Source organism: Candidatus Accumulibacter sp. ACC007, assembly GCF_907163205.1.
Taxonomy (GTDB): Bacteria; Pseudomonadota; Gammaproteobacteria; order Burkholderiales; family Rhodocyclaceae; genus Accumulibacter; species Accumulibacter regalis.
In genome coordinates, this window is sequence record NZ_CAJQUD010000001.1 from 1,233,823 (window position 1) to 1,252,945 (window position 19,123).

Below are 19,123 nucleotides of genomic sequence, written 5' to 3' on the forward strand. Positions count from 1 at the left end.
CTGAGCGCCATTGAGAGCATCAGATTGAACGATAGGGATACCGCTTGTGGTAGACAACCGTGAAAATAAAGGCCATATACCGGGGCCGTCCGCTGTACATTACGCCTTAAGTCCTTATCTGTCTAGGACACTTATAGGGAAATCCGTGAAACCATCTTCCGCACCCGGATCCGAAGTACAGGCTTTCTGGTCACCGGCTGCTCGCCACCTCAACCCGAAGAAGCTGCTGCTCAGCAAGTGGACGGCGGCTTCCCCGTATGGCAAGGAGAAGCACTTCCTGGTTACCGGGGTGATCCAGCCCGAGCACCCAGCCACCCGCATTGAAACCATCGTTATGGAAGCCGTGTATTCTCGGCGGGTGTTTTCGTTGTCCTGGCGTGATCTAACCGATGGCCAGCGGTGGCTGCAAGGCTGGCAATGACTTGTGCCGGGAAGAATCCACGCACCGGCGCGTCCGACCGATGATTGACAAAGGGACCATGAATCCGACCCCCCATCTTGCGCTGATCGGTGCCGGCATCGCCGGCCTGTCCTGCGCCACGGCACTGCAACGGGCTGGCCTCGAAGTCAGTCTGTTCGACAAGAGTCGCGGCCCCGGCGGACGCATGAGCGCCCGTCGAGGCGACGACTGGCAATGCGATCACGGTGCCCAGTATTTCACCGCTCGCCACCCCGCCTTCCGCGCCGAAGTGGCTCGCTGGCATCAAGCCGGCGTCGCGGGCGTTTGGGATCCCAGGCTGTGGACGTTTGCTGGCGATTCATCGCAAGGACGCGAGTCGACCGTCGAGCGCTTTGTCGGGATACCTGCGATGACGGCGCCTGCCCGCTATCTGGCCAGCGCACTGGCCGTGCACGCACCAACGAACATCGAGCAACTCAGGCTCCAGACGCACGGCTGGCAGATATTTTCGGCTGAACAAGGCTGGCTGGAGACGCGCTTCGCGGCCGTCCTGCTGGCCGTACCTGCGCCGCAGGCGGTAGCAATATTGCAGCAAGCGGCCCCCGACCTGGCGGCACTGGCCGGCAGCGCGGTGATGCGCGGCTGTTGGGCGCTGATGCTGCGCTTTGCTGCGCCGGTCGACCTGCCGTTCGATGCCGCCTTCGTCAATCAGGGCCCACTGCGCTGGATCGCCCGCAATAGCAGCAAGCCGGGCCGCAGCGGCGAGGAAGCCTGGCTGCTGCACGCCTGCGCAGAGTGGAGTGAGGAGCATCTGGAAGACGATCCCGAGAGCGTCGCCGCCGCCCTGCTCTCCGCCTTTGGCCAACTCGGCGGTCCGGTCCCACAGGGCTGGACTGTCCACCGCTGGCGTTACGCCGACACCGAACCGGCCCTCCACGAGGGTTGCGCCTGGCGTCCAGACATTGGCCTGGGCCTTTGCGGAGACTGGCTCAACGGCGGCAAAGTAGAGGGTGCCTGGCGCAGCGGCCGGATGCTGGCCGAACAGGTGTTGCGCTCGTTCGCGCGATGCTGACCGCCGGACTTGGTAAGTCGCGGCCCTGCCACGAACCTTTCCCTCTGACGCACCGCTTGCCCGGTCTGGAGAGGCAGCACGGCTTGCCGCAACGCCAGCGCAGCGGGCTTTGCCATAAAACCGCATGAGTTCCGGCACAAGCCTTCGGCTGATTCTCGGGGACCAGCTCAATCCGCGGCACTCCTGGTTCGAGCAGCAGCGCGACGATGTGCTGTACGTCTTGATGGAAATGCGCCAGGAAACCGACTATGTGCTGCACCACGCGCAGAAGATCATCGCCATCTTTGCCGCGATGCGCGAGTTGGCCCGTCAGTTGCGAGCGGCCGGACACTGCGTGCACTACCTGACGATCGATGATCCGGACAACCGGCAGGCGCTGCCGGACAACCTCGATGCGCTGATTGCTCGGTTCAACATCCGAGCCTTCGAATACCAGGCACCCGACGAATGGCGACTCGACGCGCAACTGGCCGACTATGGTCGGCGGCAATCTATCCCCTGCCGAATGGTGCAAAGCGAGCACTTTTATACCTTTCGCGACGAGACAGCGCGGCTGTTTTCGACACGTAAACAATGGCTGATGGAGAACTTTTACCGCCATATGCGGCTGCAACATCAAGTACTGATCGATGGCGCCAGCCGACCGGTCGGCGGCCAATGGAACTTCGACCACGACAACCGAAAGCCCTGGCCAGGGCTACCGGCCGAACCCGCAGACTTCCGGGCCTCTCACGACCATTCAGCGCTCTGGCAGACGATCGACTCCGCGGGAGTTAACAGCTTCGGCCGGGCCAACGCGGCACAGTTGGCCTGGCCGATCAATCGCGCCGAAGCCTTGCAGCAACTCGACGCCTTCATCGAGAAAGCGCTGCCGCACTTCGGCGACTTTCAGGACGCGATGAGCCATTGCGCCTGGCGAATGTTCCACTCGCTGTTGTCATTTGCACTCAACACGAAGATGCTCGATCCGCGCGAGGTCGTTGCCAAGGCCGACGCCGCCTGGCGCGCGGGGCGGATATCGCTGGCGACTGCCGAGGGCTTCATCCGGCAGATCGTCGGCTGGCGCGAGTACATCCGCGGTTTCTACCGGGCGCACATGCCGGAGTATGTCGAGCAGAACGTGTTTGGCCACGCCCGGGCGCTGCCGGGATGGTTCTGGAACGGTCAGACCAGGATGCGCTGTCTCGCCCACGCCATCGGCCAGTCTCTCGAGCACGCCTACGCCCACCACATCCAGCGACTGATGGTGATCGGCAACTTCGCGCTGCTGGCCGGCCTCGACCCCGCAGGCGTGCATCGCTGGTATCTCGGTGTCTATGTCGACGCTTTCGAATGGGTCGAACTCCCCAACACCCTCGGCATGAGCCAGTTCGCCGACGGCGGACTGCTGGCCACCAAGCCGTACGTATCCAGCGCCGCCTACATTGACCGCATGAGTGACTATTGCAAGGGCTGTCATTACGACAAAAAGCTGCGCACCGGCGAGCGAGCCTGCCCCTACAATTCGCTCTACTGGGACTTCTTTGCGCGCAACGCCGGCAACCTCTCGACCAATCCGCGCCTCGGCATGGTTTATCGGCAGTTGGCGAAAATGGATGAGGCGACGCGACGTTCGTTGCAGGAGCAGGCAGATGAACTTCGCAACTCGCTGGAGCGCCTATGATCCTCTTGTCCGGATGTGTGGCTACCTTGGCAAGGAGAGGGTGGTCGACGCCCCCGTCTTCGCCCGGGTCGCGAACGAACTGGCCATTGCCGATTGTGGTTCGATGCTGGCCGGGCCACCCACGTCACGCCGTTCCTACTCGCCCACTTCTGACTTGGGGAAGGCCTTGCGAATCGTTCTGAAAAACTCCAGATTTGGCATCATGACGCTGGCGATCCTGCTCAGTGGATGTGCGTCGGATGCGCCAAAGCCCCACGCTAGCGATGCTTCCGACAGTATCTCCTCGCACCTGACCTGTACGCTTTCCAGCAACTGTGCCAACTCGCTGGGGACCGGCAGCCTGTTGCCGCTGCGATACACAGGCACCCCCGCGCAGGCCATGGCAATGCTGCAAGCCACGCTGAATACCTTCCCCGAGGCAAGAGTCGTGCGCAGCGAAGATTTGGCGTTGGAAGTGATCTTCACCACGCCCGTTGGCTTCAGGGACCAGGTTGATTTCAGAATCGACGCGCAGACGCAGCGCATCGAGTTTCGATCACGGTCCTTGTTCGGCTTTTTCGACTGGGGTAAAAACCGCTCGCGAATGCAGGAATTTGCAACGCGCTTCGAGCAGCAGAGCCAGCGTTGATGGCACGGTATTCGAAACACGCGTCAAACCCGGCTTCCTTTACGGAATGGACGAGATGAGCACAGATGTCGAGATACAAAGGATGCTGAGTGATCTTTTTCATTCGCAACGTTTCGCGGTGCTGGCGACCGACGACCACGGCCAGCCTTTCACCAGCCTAATGGCATTTGTGGCCTCCGCCGACCTGCGGCAACTGGTCGTTCTGACTGATCGGACGACGTGCAAGTTCGCCAACCTGGTGGCCAATTGTCGGGTCGCTTTACTGATCGACAACCGCGAGAACAAAGGCTCTGATACAAAGGACTCCATGGCGGTAACCGCCATCGGAAAGGCACAGGAAGTGGCTTCTGGGGAAGACGCTCCCCTGCTCGAGTTGTTCCTCGCCTGCCACCCCTATCTGGCCGAATTTGCAGCTTCTCCGACTTGTGCCGTGGTCAGGGTGAAGATCGATTCCTACCTTCTTGTTTCCAGTTTTCAGAAGGTTCTCGAATGGCGCACCGGAGACTGACTCCGTCAGTCGACTCGCGGCAGATTCGAAACTTCGCGGCAAGGCGACGGTCGATTGGAGTCGTCAAACCACCTTCGTTGGCAGTAAGGTCCCGCCATGAAATCTCTCAAGCTTCATATGCCAGCTGTCGCAACTGACAACGCGATACGCACATCCACCAGGCCCTTGATCAAAATCACAGCCGCCGCCGGTACAGCGCTGTTTGTGCTCTTGCTGGCGTCGACTCGCCTCGCGGCCCAGGTGGCAGAGGTGCCGGTGGCCGTGCCTGCCGTTAACGCATTGACGGAGAGTGCGGTTGAAGCGGGCACTGCGAAGATCCTTACCCATGATTTCGACTGGTTCGATACGGCGCGCAGCCGCGCCGTTCCGGTTCGCTTGTATCTTCCGGCCCAGGCGACGCCCGCCCATACACTGCCTCTGGTGGTCTTCTCGCACGGCATGGGCGGATCGCGACGGGGCTACAACAGTTACCTTGGCGCGTACTGGGCCAGGCACGGCTATGCCAGTCTGCACCTGCAGCATGTCGGCAGCGACCGTTCGCTGTGGGGCGGTAACCTCTTCGGCCTTGTCGGGCGCCTGCAGGGGGCGGCCCAGGAAGAGGAGGCGATCGCTCGCGTCGGCGACCTGCGCTTTGCGCTTGATCAGATCCTCGCCGATCAAGAACTGGGCCCGAGGATCGACGCCGGGCGCATTGTTGCGGCCGGCCATTCGTACGGCGCCAATACCGTTATGCTGGCGATTGGTGCGCGCATCCTGCGCCAGGATCGCATCATTGACCTTTTCGAGCCGCGTCTCAGCGCGGCCGTCCTGCTTTCGGCACCGCCCTTCTACGGTGAAAGCAACATGGCTGGAATTCTCTCCGGAATCAGCGTGCCGACACTGCACATTACCGCCACTGAAGACGTCATCCGCATTCCGGGCTACTACTCGGGGGTTGAGGACAGGATCGCTGTTTTCGACGCCATGCCTGGCGCCCACAAAGTGCTTGCGGTATTCGACGGCGGATCGCACAGCATGTTCACCGATCGCCATCGCACCGGCGGCGTCGCTCTCAATTCGTTGGTGAAGGCCGCGACAAGGGAACTATCGGTCGCTTTCTTCGAGAGTGCGCTTGGTGGCAGCAATGTGGCGCTGCGCAACTGGCCTGCACGCCACAACAGCATTCTCGCCAAGTTCATGTCCCCGGACTACTAGGCGTTTCGTCGACCTGCTCTCCCATTTTCCTGACTGGATGCCATGCGCCTGTCCGTGTTTGCCTTCGCCCTGGTGGTGGTGCCGACCTTGACCCGCGCTGCTGAAGCAGCCGGAGCATGAAGTCCTGCGCAAGCTCGACAACAACATCGAGATTCGACAGTACCTGCCCTATGTAGTCGCCGAAGTGCTTGGATTGATTGCAGGGCTTCTTCTCGGTACTGCCACGCCACCATACCCCTCGCTGCGCCTGGCAGCACGTGTTCACGCGTAGCGCGGCGCTCGGAGCCAACGCCAGCTCACTTGGGCGAGTTGGTGGCCACACCGGCCCGCACGTCATTGCGAGGAGGCGTGGCCGAGGTGGCAATCCAGAAGTTTTGTTTTGCGCCTGGCTGATGTGGCGCACCATTAATCAGAGAATGGAACTAGATTGCCGCGTCGGCTACGCCTCCTCGCAATGACGGTGGCTGGGGAATGCTTGCCCCGATTTGGCGACGACGGCAGCGGTGTGGCGCAGGCGAAATCCAGTCACCACACGGGTTTCACGCTGCTGCCAGGGTCGCTGCTCAGCAAGAATGCAGCATTGCATTAGCCAGGTTTCCTGATTTCGACCCGACCGATGCGCACCAGCGGCAGTAGGCGGTGGTGACGAACGATCCTGGTGGCAAAGATCGTGCAGGCGAAATCCCAGGCAGGTTTGTCGTTTTGCCCCGGGCCCAGATGCTGCGTTTCCCACGCCGCGATCTGTTGCTCGATGGCGGATGCGGCCGTGGCGTCGTCGGCGAACATCTGCTCGCCGTTCTGCCCGTCCGTCGGCAGCGCCGTGGTATCGCCAATCGTGGTCTGCATCAGGAAGACGGGCACCGAGGTGCGCAGGCCGGCACCGTCACGGGCCATCAGCTCGAAGCTGTAGTTCACCTGGATTTCCAGCTGCAGGTCCCTGGCCGGATGCGCGCTGGCGCTTTGGCGGAACTGGTCGAACATGCCGGCAATGGCCGCCTCGCGGTTGGGGTCGGCGATGTAGGCAACCGCGTCGGCACTGATCAGCGGGACCACGGGCGCGCTGAAGCGCACCAGTTCGGATCGGTAGACGAAGGCCGAATTGGTATTCCAGTCGTCGTGGTTCGGCTTGGCGGCGCTGTAGGCGTCTTCGGGTGCCAGCCGTTCGTTGCGCAGGATGTAGCCGCCGGTATGCGCGCTCTGGTATTGCAGAACGTAGAGCTTTTCCCACACGAACCTGTACGATTGCGCGCCTTTCGGGGCGGTGGCCGCAGCGGTGGGCGAACCGGTGGCCGTAGCGGCCACCGCATCCGGAAGAGCATTGAGGAGCGTTCTCGACCGGTAGACGCGCTGCGCTTCGGCCTTGCCGGGCAGAGGGCCGTCATAGCCGTCGAGAAGCGGCCACTGCACAGCGCCCGCTGAAAGCTGCACCAGTGTCACCGTCTGCAGCCCGTCCGCGGGCGTGGCGACGATGATCTCGAACTCCCAGATCTCGAACCCCAGGATCTCGAACCCCAGGATCTCGAACTCCAGGATCTCATGCACCGCATCCGGCACCACCGCGCGCGCGGCCGGGGCGTCGCTGCGCTTGATGCGTTCGGCCTGCTGAGCGGCGGCGACCGGACCCCAGGCCTCGGCGACGCTGGCGATCAGGCCGTTCAGCTTGACGACGGTGTCGCGGTCCGCAAGCGCTGTGTCGGCCTTCAACTGCGTCAGGGCAAAGCGATAGCGCGCGAACGCGTCGAAAAGCCTGCCGTGGACATCGTCGATGCACGTACCTTGGGTGGCGTCGCTTTCGGTCTGCGGGACACCGACCTCTTCGTTGAAGACGACCTGCAGGACCAGCCGGTCCTGTGCCGCACGCGGCGGTTCGACCTCGACATGGTAGTCCCACTTCAGCACGTCCTCGATCCTTGGCGGGGAGCCTGTGTCGAGCGGGGTCTGGGTCGCCGTCTGGCGCATCAGCTTGGCATTGGGCGGGAACGAACGCAGCGGGACCGGAATGATCGTCTCCGCGACGCTGTCGGGGTGGTCCCTGTCTTCGCCCTTCAGGCCAAGCGCGGCGGTCAGGGTATTGGGCCTCGGGTCGCCCTTGTCGCGATCGTTCGGCAGAACAAAGCTCAGCCAGGATGAGGGCACGTAGCCGTTTCTGGCATCATCGGAGTGAATTTTGTGCTCGACCGCGTTCGCCGAGAACTCCAGATGCGCCTTGAAAAAGGGCTGTACGCTGGGATTCCTGGCCTGCACGGTGAAGTTCAGCCATTCCGGCTGATCGCCGCGATTGCGGATCGGCAGTTTCGAATTGCTCAAGTTGTAGGGCAGTTTCTTGATCTCCGACGCGCCATCCACGCCGGTGGTGCCAATCGGACCAAAGAGCCTGGGTGCAGGCCGATCCGGCCCGTCCCAGGGCTCGATCCGGCCGTGCAGCGAAACTTCCACCGGGATCTGGCCGACAACGGCCGTGTTGTAGTCGTTTTCGAGCTTACTCAGCATCGCTTGCAGCAGGCTTTCTTCCGCCGCACCGAGCACCTCGCCAAGCTTGCGGGTCTCTTCCGGCGTCTTGTGCTGGTAGTCCCCCTGATAGATCCAGTCGAGCGTGCTCTTGATGGTCTGCGCCAGAGCGGCCTTGCTTTGGGCAAGGGTGTCATACACCGGCTGCGGGACGGGTGTCGCGGGGACGGCGGGTTTGCCGGTGCCCGTTGCCGTGTCGGTGGCGACCGGCGGACGGGTGTCTTGATCTGCGAAACCTGCGATGCCGGGCGCGCTTGCCGGATCGAAGAGGCTTTCCACCGAGGCGAGGAACTCGGCGGCCCAGCGGTCCATATCGACGGATGAGAACACCCGTTCCTCATGCTCGTCGCCAAGGTCGGTGACGCTGCGCGTGATCAGATGCCGGTTAACCGGCAGCGGGGCCGAGAACAGCGCATCACCTTTGGCCCGTGTCATCGCCACGCCCTTGCCTTGGCTCCAGCGCATGACCCAGACGGTGCTGTGCCCGAACGACAGGCTTCTCGGGTCGGAATCCATGCCGGTGGCCACCTTCAGGCGGCCGTCCTCGCCGTCGATGTCGGCGCCGGGGTGAAACCGGCGTCCACAAGCCGACATAAATCTGGTGCGAGCAAGGCCGGAGCTGTGGTCTGGAACGTTGGTTAGAGAGCGCCAAGAGAGGGCCGCCCGGCCCGTGGGCAAAGGCGGTCGGTGCAGGGGCTGGCCGAGGACGGTTTCTGAATCAGGCGTCGTGCTGCTCGCGCATCCGGTAGGACGATCCTTCGATGACCAGTGTCTCGGCATGATGCAGCAGGCGGTCGAGCAAGGCGGCAGTGAGGGTGCTGTCGTTGTTGAAGATCTCCGGCCATTGTTTGTACGCTTTATTCGACGTGATGATTGTCGAACCGCGCTCATAGCGCTGACTGATCACCTGGAAGAGGCCATCGGCGCCAAACTTGTCAATCGGCAGATAGCCCAATTCGTCGACGCAGAGGATGGCGGGTTTGAGCAGCCTGGTCATCTCGCGTTTGACCCCGCCGGTGGCCTGGGCGGCGGCCAGCGCATTGACGATGTCGACGGCGGTGGTGAACAGCGTCGTCAGGCCCTGCAGGCAGGCCGCATGAGCGAGGGCTATGGCCAGATGAGTCTTGCCGACGCCGACCGCGCCGAGCAGAATCACGTTGCCATGCGGCGGCACGAAATCGAGGCGGAACAGATGCTGGATTTGCGGCCGATTGATCTTCTTCGGCCACGACCAGTCGAAGCCGTCCAGCGTCTTGATGCCGGGCAAGCGCGCGGCCTTAATGCGGCGGGCAATCAGCGCCTCATCGCGGCGAGCGACCTCGCCGGCCACCAGGTCTTCGAGAAAGCGGCCATGAGACCACGACTCACGGGCCGCCTGAGCCATCAAGCCCGGCGCGTGCTGAACGAAATACGGCAGCTGCAAACGACCCAGATGCTTCGCGAGAAGCGCCTCAGACATGGTCATGATCACCTCCTACCTCGTCTTGCGGATTGTTTCCCGTGCGGATGCCAGAATAAGCGGACAAGTCCGGTGGTGGCAGTTCAAGCTCCAGCAGATCCTGCCGGCGGATAAGGTGTAGCGGGCTCGGCTCGGGCAACTGGCGGCGACGTGCGTCAATCAGATGGGCGATGTATTCGCTGCTGAAGGCCTCAAAGGTCAGGGCATCGGTCATCGCCCGCACGACCGCGTCGTCACCGTGGATCTCGGCCAGTGCCACGATCTTGCGCACATGCGCTATCGCATTCCCCCGGCGATCGAGCAAGCCGGCGTGATATTTCTCTGCCAGTGGCGTCAAACCCAGGAAGCGCTTGAGTACCAACGCATCGCGGGCATGCCGACGTTGAGCGATCAAGGTCTTCGGGTGATCGGGGTCCTCGATGTCCTGATGGCGTTCGAAGGAACGCCCATGGCGGGCGACCAATTCGCCGTCGTGATAGACACAGACGCGATCCGGATAGACCTTCATCGTCACCGGTCGGCCCGCCAGGCGGGCGGGGACGGAATAGCGATTGCTCTCGAGCGTGACCCGGAACTGTCGGTTGGCACGAACGGTCAGGACGCGGCCGACATCGAACAGCCGGGGATTGACCGGCTGCAGATGAGCGCGTTCCTCGACCCAGAGGTCTTCCGGCCGGCGTTGTGTTTCGCGATGCAGGCGGACGTTGGCAACCGTCTCCAGCCACAGCCTGACGGCCGGATTGAGCGCGCTGAAGTTTGGCAGCTCCAGGCCGGCCAGGAAATTGGTTTTGACATAAGCGACGCCCCTTTCCGCGCGTCCCTTCTCATTCCCTTTTCTCGGCGCACAGGCGACGATTTCGAAGCCGTAATGGCGGGCGAAGTCGAGATAGCGGGGATTGAACTGCACCGGCTCGCCACGCACATGGCGCAAGACCGCACTGCGCAGATTATCGACCATGACCTTGCGCGGCACCCCCAGGGCAGCAAAGGCGTTGATGTGTGCCGCCAGGAAGTGCTCCATCGTTTGCGAGAGCGCAAACTCGACGTACAGCTTCCGGCTCCAGGCCAGCACCATGACGAAGAACGAAAGGCGGCGGCGGGTGTTGCCCACGGCGATGGTGCCGTATTCCCCCCAGTCGACCTGGGCGACTTCCCCGGGGGCGAAGGCCAGGGTCAGGAAGGCTTCGCGCCGGGGTGGGCGGATCTTGTGGACGTAGTCCTTGACGATGCTGATGCCGCCCTCGTAGCCAGCATCCCGCAGGCGTTGAAACACCTGCTGGGCGGTGAGCGGATGCGCATCGAGCCAGCCGACGATGCGCCCCTTGTAGGGATCGAGCTTGCTGGCCCGCGGCACGCGCGCCCGCGGGGCGTACGGGCGGTCGATCCAGTGGCGGACGGTCTTGACGTCCAGGTCCAGGCTAGCGGCAAGTTGGGGGGCCGTCAGATGACTGGCCACCCCCTCGCGAATGGCGCACCACGTGGCATAGTCGATCATGGCCGGCTCTCCAGAACAGCGCGCAGCCGCGCCAGACGCGTGCCGACCGGCACACACTCGGGCACGCTCAGGACCTGGTACAACGGTGCGTCGTAGGCGATCAGGTCGAGGGCGATCAAGTCCCGGCGGGCGCGGGCCAGGCGAACGGCGTCCATCTGCAGTCGTCGGCAGAGGCTGGCCTCGCTGTAGTAGGAAAGACCGCAGGCGTCGGCGACAGTGACCAGAAACAGGTACAGCGCCCAGGCGCAGACGTCAGCCTTCTCGATGTAGTGTTCCCGCACCAGCCGATGATCGAGCCAGCTGAAATGCGCGGGCACCTGCCGCTGACGTTGCGGATTCAATAGCCGCTTGGTCGGACTGTTCATGCGGGCCTCCTCGAATGTCCTGTCCCAGTTGTAGCAGCCGGGTCAGGGCCGAGGCGATGTCATCTTGTAACGTACTGCCCCAGATATGGGCGATTAAGCCAATCAGAACAGTAGGTTGGGCGTTCAAGAAATCTTGTAACGGTGGCGCCAGTTCGATCGTGGGAGCGTTACAAGATTTCTTCGCTGGGCGCACGGCCTCTGCTGGCAGGGGCGCCGAGGCGTCAGGCTCGAACATTAAGGTTTCTTGTATCGCGGACTCGGCAAGCGGCGCACGCTTGCCGCGGCTGTATCCAGGGTGCTCCTGTCGCCAGGCCTGGACCCGCGCCACGGCTTCCGGTCCGCGGTGATAGTCGAGGTTCTTGGCGAGCCATTTCGCCTGGCTGGCCCGCTTGCTCGCTGCCTTGCACGCCGCGGACCCGCAATAACGCTGATGCCGCGCGTTACGCCTGTCCGGCACAAACGCCTGACCGCAATTCACGCAGGGGTCCTGCTTCTCTCTGTCCATCTCGCGTCCCCTCCTGCCTCATCACAGGACGGGCTACTACACGATCTGGAAATAAAACCAAAGAAGACCCAAACAGCGAAGAAAAACCAGCTCTATATCAAGCGCTCGAAGAACATCCACCCCAAGAACATCCAGCTTCGCGCCGGCTGACGGCGACCAGTTTCAGCTTGGCCGCGACACGTCGAACCCGGCATAAGCCTTTTCGAAGTCGCGCGCGAAGACGCGCAGGGTCATCTGCGGCTTGCCACCGTCGTCTTCGCCATGCTGCTCTGCCGCGACGGGGGTGACGCTGCGCCTGGCCGTTGGCATCAGCACGCGGATATCGCGCTCGCCCGCAAAGGCGGCAGACGCGGGCAGCTGGCCCTTCGGCGCATCGCCGACAAGGGCGTTGTGGAAGCCCTCGACCGGCAGGCACGCGGATGCCGGATCGCCGCCGATCACCACCAGCTTGATCGTGACCTTCTTCCTGTCGGCGAAAACGCTTTCGATATCCGCGGGGCTGAGCTTCAGCAGGAAGCCGCCGACATGGACGACGCTGGCCTCCCAAATCAGGCGCAGGAAATCCGCCATGCGGGTGATCGGGGCAAAATAGGGGGCTTTGGGCGGCACCGAGGGCTCGCCGGTGGTCGCCCCCCCGCTCGCGGTCGAAAGGTTGGTCTTGACCAGCAACAGGTCTTTCGGGCCAAGGGTCGAAAAGTCCTTGTGCTCGCCAAAGCGGGCGATCGGGCTGTCCTCCCCCACGCTGGCCGCGGTCAGCAGCAGTTCGAGCAAGGCGCAACCGGCCTCGTCGGTGCCCTCGATCTCGACCACGTCTTTCAGGCTGGCCTTCTTGCCGTCCGTGCCGATCCTGTCGACGCGGTGCAAGCCAACCGGAATGACCAGCGCGGGGCGTGCATTCGCCCAGTCGCCGCTGCTGTGGTCGTGGGTGGTCTGCGAGCGAGTGTCGTCCACCTCGGTATCCTTGACGATCAGCGCCAATGTGCCGTCCTTGCCGGTTGCCAGCGTCAGGCGCAGCTCGTCGCTGAAGGGAGCCAGCACGCGGGCCTTGTCGCTCCAGGCCAGAAGGTGGCTCAGCGGCAGGCGCTTTTGCCGGCGCATGATCGGCGGCAACTGCCGGAACACCCAGCCGGGCGCCTTGTCGGAGCCGCTCAGCCGGGTTTCCCAGTGCAGCGTGTCGTTGTCGACGCGGTCATACAGCATGCCCGGCGGGACCGCGAATTCCGCCGTCGGCGCGCCATCCCTCAGCCGCAGCGTCACCGCCACGGCCGTCTTCGAGCCCACCAGCGGGAACTGCTGCCCGGTCGCCTCGTACAGCGACAGGACGTCGCCCGGATTGTGCGGATCGTGAGGATTGCCCGGGGTCTCGACCCGGGTCCCCGACAACAGCATCCGGCTCAGGTTGCCGGCGATCTGGTGGTGCGCATCGGCATAGGCCTTTTGCTTGCGCAGCGCGATCACGGCGCCCCGCTGCTGCTCGCCATTCGGGTGCGCAGCCCAGTCGGCATTCGCCTGTTCCAGCATGCCCGCGAAACTCTCGGCATGGGTTTGCGCGGCGGCCAGGGCGGCGTTGGCAGCCAGCGTGTCGACCGCCTGTTCGTGCGCGGCCTCCAGGGTCTGCTTCTGTTCGGCCAGCGCCCGAGTCTGCGCCGCCGCAGCGACGACGCGCTGCTGTTCGACGGCCTCTTTCTGCGCCAGGGCGGCGATATTGGCGGCAATCGCCAGCGCGCTCTTCTCGTGCTCGATGGCGTTCGTCTTCACGACCTCGATGCTGGCCTTCAGGGCCGTCTGATCGGTGTCGTAGCGCTTCTGTAGCGTGTCGAGAGCGGTCTGTGCCGCTTTCAGCCGCGCTGCCGCCATTTCCCTGGCATCCGCCAGCGCTGCCTTGGCGCTGAGAAGCGTGGTTTTCAACCCTCGCCTGGCCTCGGCAAGGTCGGCCCGCGCCTGCCGTTCGACGCCGATCATCCCGTAAAGCGCGCTTTGCAGGTCCTCCCTGGACCACGCAAGGAACGCAGCGCTTTGCGGCCCGATCAAGCAGACACTGTCCAATTCCCCGTCGGCGCTCAGAGTGATCGTGCGGATCAACTCACCCTGCCCTGCCAGCGCGGCGATCCTGTCGTCGAACGCAACCCATTGCTTGCCGGCATCTTCAGAGCGCCAGAGAACGTTGTCGGCGTTCGCCGCATAGAGGATCGCGCCGTCCGCCGTGGCCGCCATTGCGGTGATACTGCCCAGTTCGACGCCAACCGCTTGCAGCTGCCACTCGTGGCCATAAAAACGGTCGGCGCCACCGCGCGACGCGCTTGTGGCCCCCAACATGTGCTCGCCGCCGAAGGCCAAGGCCGTTATCACCTGAGTGGCCGAGGTGTCGGTCACTGTGTTCGTCGGTGGAAACATCTCGTTCCAGCCGCCCCGCCACTTGTCGACGTTCCAGGTCCGGGCCCAATCCGGCTTTGAGTCGCCAAAGAACATCCCGTACGAGCTGTAAATCGAGAATGGCGCGTCCTTGATGCCGGCGTTCATCCCGATGACAAGTCCGCCGCTAGGCGTCACGGCCAGAATATGCGGGGTGCCGGCGCCGTAACCCGTCGAGGACCCGATGCCGGGTACTGATCTGAAAAGCGATGTCCAGTTCGCGCCCCCGTCTTGCGAGACGAAAACGCCTTCTACCCCCCTGGAACCGGTCGTCGACCAGGTGCTGGCTGGCCGCCACAAGGGCATTGATCGGCGGAACGGCAAGGATGGCCCTGACACCCCCCTTGAACTTGTCATCGGTGATCTCAGCCCAGGTCCTGCCGGAATCATCCGAGCGGTAAAGCGCCCCCCAGGGCGAGGCGACAAAGAACGAATGGTGGGCAAGCATGGCGACCGAGCCGCTGAACGGTGCCGCCTTGAAACCTTCGGGCGGTGTCCCGTTCCATTCCGCCAGGAGCGACCAATGGGCCAGGGCCCGCGCAGCGTCTGCCCGGCTTTCATCGTATGGGGTCACAGGGGCACCTCTGAATAATCTTCGGTGGTTCGAAGCGATCGCCAATCGGTCTCAGGGAATTCGCAGGTTTGCGCGCAAGTCAGGGACGATAAAACGCACGCGGCAGCACCCGAACTTGAGGCGCCATGGGTACTATCGACGCAATTTGCATAGCGCACGGGGAAAACCGGCTGCTCTCGCGACGACGGCGAAAGGGCCTGTTAGGCTAAACGGCAAGACGAGACAGTTGTCGCCCGATTTCGGGTGTGTCGAGGCGAGCGCAGCGGATTCCTCGCGCGGGCCACTTGGTAGCGCCGATGCCGGGACGCCAGCAGACTCCCGCACCGACGCCGCCTCATCGTGTCAGTCAGGTTGGCACAAGCGCGGATGGAGTGTCCAGCCGCGCACCCGCGTAGCCAGGCTTGCCTGATAGGCGGCGAGCGCCACCAGTTGCACGTCGTTGAGTTTGGCAACCACCTTGACCATCCCCGGGTGGGCGTTTCCGCGCCGGCCATCGCGAATGTCGACCAGTTGCCGTAGCAGATAGCCATAGTGCTGGCCGGCGAGAACGGGGTAGAACTTCTCCTTGATGCCGTCACCACTCGGCAGGTGACAGAGGGTGCACTTCTCTGCAAAAAGCGCCTTGCCGTAGGCGATCTGCTTGGCGGCGTCAGGGGCTTCGTACTGCCCCGCACCACGCGGAATGCATAGCGTCTCGATATACGCAGCGAGATCCGCTATCGCCTGTGCGTCGGCGAGGCTCATGGCAACCGGATACATCGTCGGGTTTTCGCGCAGCCCGGCGCGAATGTCGGCAAGCTGCTTGATCAGGACGGTGGTGTACTGGCCAGCCAAGCGCGGGGTGCTGCCGTCCGGATTTCCGCCGCCAGTCGGCAGATGGCAGGCGGCGCATTGGGCCTGGTAAATTTCCGCACCCGCCTCGGCATGACCCATCAGCGTCAGCGCCGCCTGCTTCTCAGCGTAGGGCAGGTTCCATGTGGAGCCTCGACCGGTGGCCGCGGCGCCCGCTTGCGGCGGCGGTGCGGCAACTGCGAATACGGGAATCAGGATCAGAGAGACCGTAACAGCCAGCGCCTTGAACATTGATGTGTCCTCCGTGTCACCAGCATTGCGCTTGCACATGGAAAGCGTGAATCTTTGTACACGATTGTTTGCGGCGTGTAAATCAACTCTCCAGACGTCAGGGAATTGCCCGGTACGCTTTTCGACCTCATGCGTGCAGCGGAACGAATACCGGGAAAGCGCATGCCGGGCGGCGCCGACACCTGCGATCCTTCGCCGCGGTCGCAGCCCCCTCGCGAGAACGCGCGCTGCTTCATTGCGCAGCTGCCCGCGGAGATGGCGCACGATGACTCGGGCAGTGACTCAGCCCGACCACCCTCCTTCCCGTCAGGCGATCTCGCAGGCTTCCTCGAAAGTCAGGCGGGGACCGCGCGGGTGCAGGGCGGCGCGATCGCCGACACCGAGGTTGCAGAGAAAATTGGCCTGGTAACGCCCGTCCGGGAAGAACTCGGCGTTGAGCTTGCCGGCGTCGAAGCCGGACATCGGGCCGCAATCGAGTCCCAGGGCGCGGGCGGCAAGGATCAGGTAGGCGCCTTGCAGCGTGCCATTGCGCGCTGCGGTGCTGGCGGCCAGCTCGGCGTTGCCGGCAAAGGTCGGCTTGGCGTCGTAGGCCGGGAACATCGTCGGCAGGTGCTCGTAGAAGCGCGTATCGATGGCCACTATGACCGTCACCGGGGCAGCCAGCGTCTTGTCCAGGTTGGCAGGCGACAGCGCCGGTGCCAGCCGTGCCTTGCCCTTGGCGCTGGTCACGAACACCAGCCGCGCCGGCTGGCAGTTCATCGACGTCGGGCCCCACTTCATCACGCTGTACAGGTGACGGAGTGTGGCCTCGGGAACCGGCTCCCGGGCGAAGGCGTTGTGGGTCCGCGCCTCGCAGAATAGTTGGTCGAGCGCTGCAGCGCTCAGGCTTGTGGTCATTGTCGCTCCTCCAGGGGTTCGCACGGGCGCCGACGAATCTGCTTGTTGATGACCGGAGCAGTATTTCGCCGTTTTCGTTTTTCTTGTCGCTCTCTTTACAGCTTCTTGTGGCTACCGTCACACAGCGGCTTGTTGGCGCTGTGCTTGCAGCCGCAGAAGTAGAGCTTCGCGGCCGCTTCAGCGGTGTACTCCTGCGGCAGGAACGGGCCCCCTTTGTGGCTACCGTCGCAGAAAGGCTGCTGCTTGCTGTTGCCGCAGGCGCACCACATGTAGGTTTTACCGGCTTCGACCTCGACCGGGTAAGGCGCCGGTTGGGCAACGTTTGGATGGTTGTCGCTCATCGCAGTCTCCAGGTTGTTCCCGCCCGCCGACGTGGCGGACGTGGACGGGGCCCGCTGCCCCATGCTGCAGCCAGTCTACTGCTTCAGCGCTTCGACGGCGATAGTAAGCGTCACCTCGTCGCTGACGTACGGTGCGTTCTTGCCGGCGTTGAACTCGGAACGCTTGATCCTGGCCACCGCGTTGGCACCGATGGCGTCCTTCTTGAGCATCGGGTGCGGCATCGAGTGAAATGAGGTCACCGTCAGGGTGACCGGCCTGGTGACCCCCTTGACGGTCAGCAGACCTTCCACCGCCACCGGCTTGTCGCCGTCGAATTTGACGGCGGTGGACTTGTAGGTAATGGTCGGATACTTCGCGGTGTCGAAGTAGTCTTCGCCCTGAATATGTTCATTGAACAGCGCATAGCCGGTATCAACCGACTTGGCGTCGATGCTGATGTGCACTGAGCCGGTCCTGGCCGCCCGGTCGACAACGATGGTGCCGGAGGTCTTGTTGAAGCGCTGGATCTGGTTCGAATATCCGAAATGACTGTACTCGAAGCGCGGATAGGTATGTGTCGGGTCGACCACGTAGGTTTCCGGGGCGGCGAAACCCGGTGCCGCGAAGAGAGCGGCGAGGGCGAAAATCAAAACGGGGGCGGCTTGCTTCATCATGCGCTAACTCCTTGAGATGGAATGGAATACGATCGTGCAGAGCGTTGCTTGCGTCGTGCCTGCAAACGGCTTACTTGCCGGAGGCAGTCGGCGAGGCAACGATGTGGAACCTGATCTGGACTTCGTTGGCGACCGTACTGACGTCGGACCAGACGCCGTCACCGACGCCGAAATCGAGGCGCTTGAGGACGAAAGCGCCGTCGAAGACGCCGTAGCCGCCGTCCTGACGGAAGGTGAAGGGCGCACTGACCTCCTGCGTCTTGCCCTTGATCGTCAGCTTGCCGACGAGTTCGAATCTGTCGCCGCCGAGCGGACGAATCGCCGTGGAAACGAAGCTGGCGGTGGGAAAGAGCTTGACGTTGAACCACGGCTTGCCGACCACCTCGTCATCGGCGTCCGGCGAGCCGGCATCGACACTGGCCAGATCGACGTCGAGCCGGGCAGTCGCCGCCGCCGGCCTGGCCGGATCGAAGGCCAGAGTCGCCGAGAACTTCCTGAAGCGACCATCGACCGCTACGCCCATTTGCCTGGAGACGAAATGCAGCGTGCTCTTGTCGAACTGGAACTGCCTGAACTCGCGCGCACTGGCAGGGCCGCTGGCAACAAGCAGGGTGGCCAGGATAAGGCGAAGGGTGTTCATGATTTCCCCATAGGTGCAGCGAACGGGCCAGGAGCTTGGCCCTGCCCGCGGTTTGGCGGCGACGGTTAGGCGCGATCGCGAAACGGCAGCATGCGCGAAAGAACATCGTCGCGGTCGAGCAGATGATGTTTCAGTGCCGCACCGACGTGCGCAACGACCAGCGCAGCCAGAGTGAGGTTGAGGTACTCGTGCACGGTCTGCAACATTTCACCGACTTCCTTGTCCCTGGCGAGCAGATCAGGCAGCGGCAGGACACCGAAGTAGACCGTCTGGAAGCCCTTGGCGGAACTCATCAGCCAGCCGGAGAGCGGGATGGCGAGCATCAACACGTAGAAGAGGTGGTGCATGCCGTGCGACGCTGCCTTCTGCCAGCGTGGCATCGCCGCCGGCAACGGCGGCGGCCGGTTCCCGACCCGCCACGCCAGGCGCAGTAGCGCCAGGATGAAGGCGGTCACACCTGCCCATTTGTGCCACGAGTAGAGCTTGAGCTTGTCCGGCGACAGCGGCAGATCGTGCATGTAGAGGCCCAGGCTGAACAGGCCGATCAACAGCACGGCCATCAGCCAGTGCAGAGCGATTGCTGGAAGCGAGTACCGGGCGCTGCCCATCATCTCCATCCTTCCTTGTTCTGTCCTGTGATTCGCTGGTCGTGCCGAGCGACGAGCCGATTGCCGGGACCTGCCCGGCAAAGTCACTCTCCGACTTTAACACCTACTTGAGAGTTC

19 protein-coding genes are annotated in these 19,123 nt (G+C 63.3%); 7 read left to right on the top strand and 12 right to left on the bottom strand.

Annotated elements, in window-relative coordinates:
- Window positions 1–223: 223 nt before the first annotated feature.
- From QZ634_RS05315 to QZ634_RS05340, 6 genes are all read left to right on the top strand, one after another.
- Window positions 224–421 (top strand): TIGR02450 family Trp-rich protein, encoded by a 198-nt coding sequence (locus tag QZ634_RS05315; RefSeq protein WP_291988020.1) that lies wholly within the window; start codon window positions 224–226, stop codon window positions 419–421.
- Between the two features lie 58 nt (window positions 422–479).
- Window positions 480–1,472: an FAD-dependent oxidoreductase gene (locus QZ634_RS05320; RefSeq protein WP_291986204.1), complete on the top strand. Its 993-nt coding sequence runs from the start codon at window positions 480–482 to the stop codon at window positions 1,470–1,472.
- Window positions 1,473–1,596: 124 nt separating this feature from the next.
- Window positions 1,597–3,135, top strand: coding sequence for a cryptochrome/photolyase family protein (locus QZ634_RS05325; protein ID WP_291986206.1), 1,539 nt, complete (start codon window positions 1,597–1,599; stop codon window positions 3,133–3,135).
- Window positions 3,104–3,763: a DUF1499 domain-containing protein gene (locus QZ634_RS05330; RefSeq protein WP_291986208.1), complete on the top strand. Its 660-nt coding sequence runs from the start codon at window positions 3,104–3,106 to the stop codon at window positions 3,761–3,763. The genes QZ634_RS05325 and QZ634_RS05330 overlap by 32 nt, the downstream gene beginning before the upstream one ends.
- A 55-nt stretch (window positions 3,764–3,818) precedes the next feature.
- Complete coding sequence (locus tag QZ634_RS05335) at window positions 3,819–4,271, top strand: pyridoxamine 5'-phosphate oxidase family protein (protein WP_291986210.1); 453 nt, start codon at window positions 3,819–3,821, stop codon at window positions 4,269–4,271.
- Between the two features lie 165 nt (window positions 4,272–4,436).
- Window positions 4,437–5,465, top strand: a complete 1,029-nt coding sequence (locus tag QZ634_RS05340; RefSeq protein ID WP_291986212.1) for an acetylhydrolase — start codon at window positions 4,437–4,439, stop codon at window positions 5,463–5,465.
- Between the two features lie 585 nt (window positions 5,466–6,050).
- Here QZ634_RS05340 and QZ634_RS05345 read toward each other — a convergent pair.
- From QZ634_RS05345 to QZ634_RS05360, 4 genes are all read right to left on the bottom strand, one after another.
- The gene (locus QZ634_RS05345; RefSeq protein WP_291986214.1) at window positions 6,051–8,489 is read right to left on the bottom strand and encodes a hypothetical protein; all 2,439 of its coding nucleotides are present in this window, start codon (window positions 8,487–8,489) and stop codon (window positions 6,051–6,053) included.
- 202 nt (window positions 8,490–8,691) lie between these two features.
- Window positions 8,692–9,438 carry an IS21-like element helper ATPase IstB gene (gene istB, locus QZ634_RS05350; RefSeq protein ID WP_291985700.1) on the bottom strand — a complete coding sequence of 249 codons (747 nt, stop codon included), beginning with the start codon at window positions 9,436–9,438 and terminating at the stop codon, window positions 8,692–8,694.
- Window positions 9,425–10,927 carry an IS21 family transposase gene (gene istA / locus QZ634_RS05355; RefSeq protein WP_291985702.1) on the bottom strand — a complete coding sequence of 501 codons (1,503 nt, stop codon included), beginning with the start codon at window positions 10,925–10,927 and terminating at the stop codon, window positions 9,425–9,427. The genes istB and istA overlap by 14 nt, the downstream gene beginning before the upstream one ends.
- On the bottom strand, window positions 10,924–11,292 hold the full coding sequence (locus QZ634_RS05360) for a hypothetical protein (protein ID WP_291985704.1): 369 nt from the start codon (window positions 11,290–11,292) through the stop codon (window positions 10,924–10,926). The genes istA and QZ634_RS05360 overlap by 4 nt, the downstream gene beginning before the upstream one ends.
- Before the next feature lie 244 nt (window positions 11,293–11,536).
- On the opposite strand from QZ634_RS05360, the gene QZ634_RS05365 reads away from it, so the two are divergent.
- Entirely contained in the window at window positions 11,537–11,947 is a 411-nt protein-coding gene (locus tag QZ634_RS05365) for a hypothetical protein (RefSeq protein ID WP_291985706.1), read from the top strand.
- 12 nt (window positions 11,948–11,959) lie between these two features.
- Here QZ634_RS05365 and QZ634_RS05370 read toward each other — a convergent pair whose 3' ends face one another.
- The 8 genes from QZ634_RS05370 to QZ634_RS05405 all read right to left on the bottom strand — a co-directional run bounded on the left by QZ634_RS05370 (window position 11,960) and on the right by QZ634_RS05405 (window position 19,006).
- A complete protein-coding gene (locus QZ634_RS05370; protein WP_291986216.1) occupies window positions 11,960–14,134 on the bottom strand; it encodes a hypothetical protein in 2,175 nt (724 codons plus the stop codon).
- A 202-nt stretch (window positions 14,135–14,336) separates the two neighbouring features.
- Window positions 14,337–14,783 carry a hypothetical protein gene (locus QZ634_RS05375; RefSeq protein WP_291986218.1) on the bottom strand — a complete coding sequence of 149 codons (447 nt, stop codon included), beginning with the start codon at window positions 14,781–14,783 and terminating at the stop codon, window positions 14,337–14,339.
- Window positions 14,784–15,125: 342 nt separating this feature from the next.
- Window positions 15,126–15,866 carry a c-type cytochrome gene (locus QZ634_RS05380; RefSeq protein ID WP_291986220.1) on the bottom strand — a complete coding sequence of 247 codons (741 nt, stop codon included), beginning with the start codon at window positions 15,864–15,866 and terminating at the stop codon, window positions 15,126–15,128.
- A 306-nt stretch (window positions 15,867–16,172) separates the two neighbouring features.
- Complete coding sequence (locus QZ634_RS05385; protein WP_291986222.1) at window positions 16,173–16,763, bottom strand: malonic semialdehyde reductase; 591 nt, start codon at window positions 16,761–16,763, stop codon at window positions 16,173–16,175.
- 95 nt (window positions 16,764–16,858) lie between these two features.
- A complete protein-coding gene (locus QZ634_RS05390; RefSeq protein ID WP_291986225.1) occupies window positions 16,859–17,104 on the bottom strand; it encodes a CDGSH iron-sulfur domain-containing protein in 246 nt (81 codons plus the stop codon).
- 75 nt (window positions 17,105–17,179) lie between these two features.
- Window positions 17,180–17,755, bottom strand: a complete 576-nt coding sequence (locus tag QZ634_RS05395) for a YceI family protein (RefSeq protein WP_291988022.1) — start codon at window positions 17,753–17,755, stop codon at window positions 17,180–17,182.
- A gap of 73 nt (window positions 17,756–17,828) precedes the next feature.
- Entirely contained in the window at window positions 17,829–18,398 is a 570-nt protein-coding gene (locus QZ634_RS05400; protein ID WP_291986227.1) for a YceI family protein, read from the bottom strand.
- 65 nt (window positions 18,399–18,463) lie between these two features.
- Window positions 18,464–19,006 (bottom strand): cytochrome b, encoded by a 543-nt coding sequence (locus QZ634_RS05405; protein ID WP_291988024.1) that lies wholly within the window; start codon window positions 19,004–19,006, stop codon window positions 18,464–18,466.
- Window positions 19,007–19,123: the final 117 nt, after the last annotated feature.

Coding starts and splice junctions, on each gene's coding strand:
- QZ634_RS05345 (WP_291986214.1), bottom strand. CDS start 8,489: ATGGATTCCGACCCGAGAAGCCTGTCGTTCGGGCACAGCACCGTCTGG.
- istB (WP_291985700.1), bottom strand. CDS start 9,438: ATGACCATGTCTGAGGCGCTTCTCGCGAAGCATCTGGGTCGTTTGCAG.
- QZ634_RS05380 (WP_291986220.1), bottom strand. CDS start 15,866: ATGTTCAAGGCGCTGGCTGTTACGGTCTCTCTGATCCTGATTCCCGTA.
- QZ634_RS05405 (WP_291988024.1), bottom strand. CDS start 19,006: ATGGGCAGCGCCCGGTACTCGCTTCCAGCAATCGCTCTGCACTGGCTG.
- QZ634_RS05385 (WP_291986222.1), bottom strand. CDS start 16,763: ATGACCACAAGCCTGAGCGCTGCAGCGCTCGACCAACTATTCTGCGAG.
- QZ634_RS05335 (WP_291986210.1), top strand. CDS start 3,819: ATGAGCACAGATGTCGAGATACAAAGGATGCTGAGTGATCTTTTTCAT.
- QZ634_RS05325 (WP_291986206.1), top strand. CDS start 1,597: ATGAGTTCCGGCACAAGCCTTCGGCTGATTCTCGGGGACCAGCTCAAT.
- istA (WP_291985702.1), bottom strand. CDS start 10,927: ATGATCGACTATGCCACGTGGTGCGCCATTCGCGAGGGGGTGGCCAGT.
- QZ634_RS05320 (WP_291986204.1), top strand. CDS start 480: ATGAATCCGACCCCCCATCTTGCGCTGATCGGTGCCGGCATCGCCGGC.
- QZ634_RS05400 (WP_291986227.1), bottom strand. CDS start 18,398: ATGAACACCCTTCGCCTTATCCTGGCCACCCTGCTTGTTGCCAGCGGC.
- QZ634_RS05395 (WP_291988022.1), bottom strand. CDS start 17,755: ATGAAGCAAGCCGCCCCCGTTTTGATTTTCGCCCTCGCCGCTCTCTTC.
- QZ634_RS05330 (WP_291986208.1), top strand. CDS start 3,104: ATGAACTTCGCAACTCGCTGGAGCGCCTATGATCCTCTTGTCCGGATG.
- QZ634_RS05390 (WP_291986225.1), bottom strand. CDS start 17,104: ATGAGCGACAACCATCCAAACGTTGCCCAACCGGCGCCTTACCCGGTC.
- QZ634_RS05360 (WP_291985704.1), bottom strand. CDS start 11,292: ATGAACAGTCCGACCAAGCGGCTATTGAATCCGCAACGTCAGCGGCAG.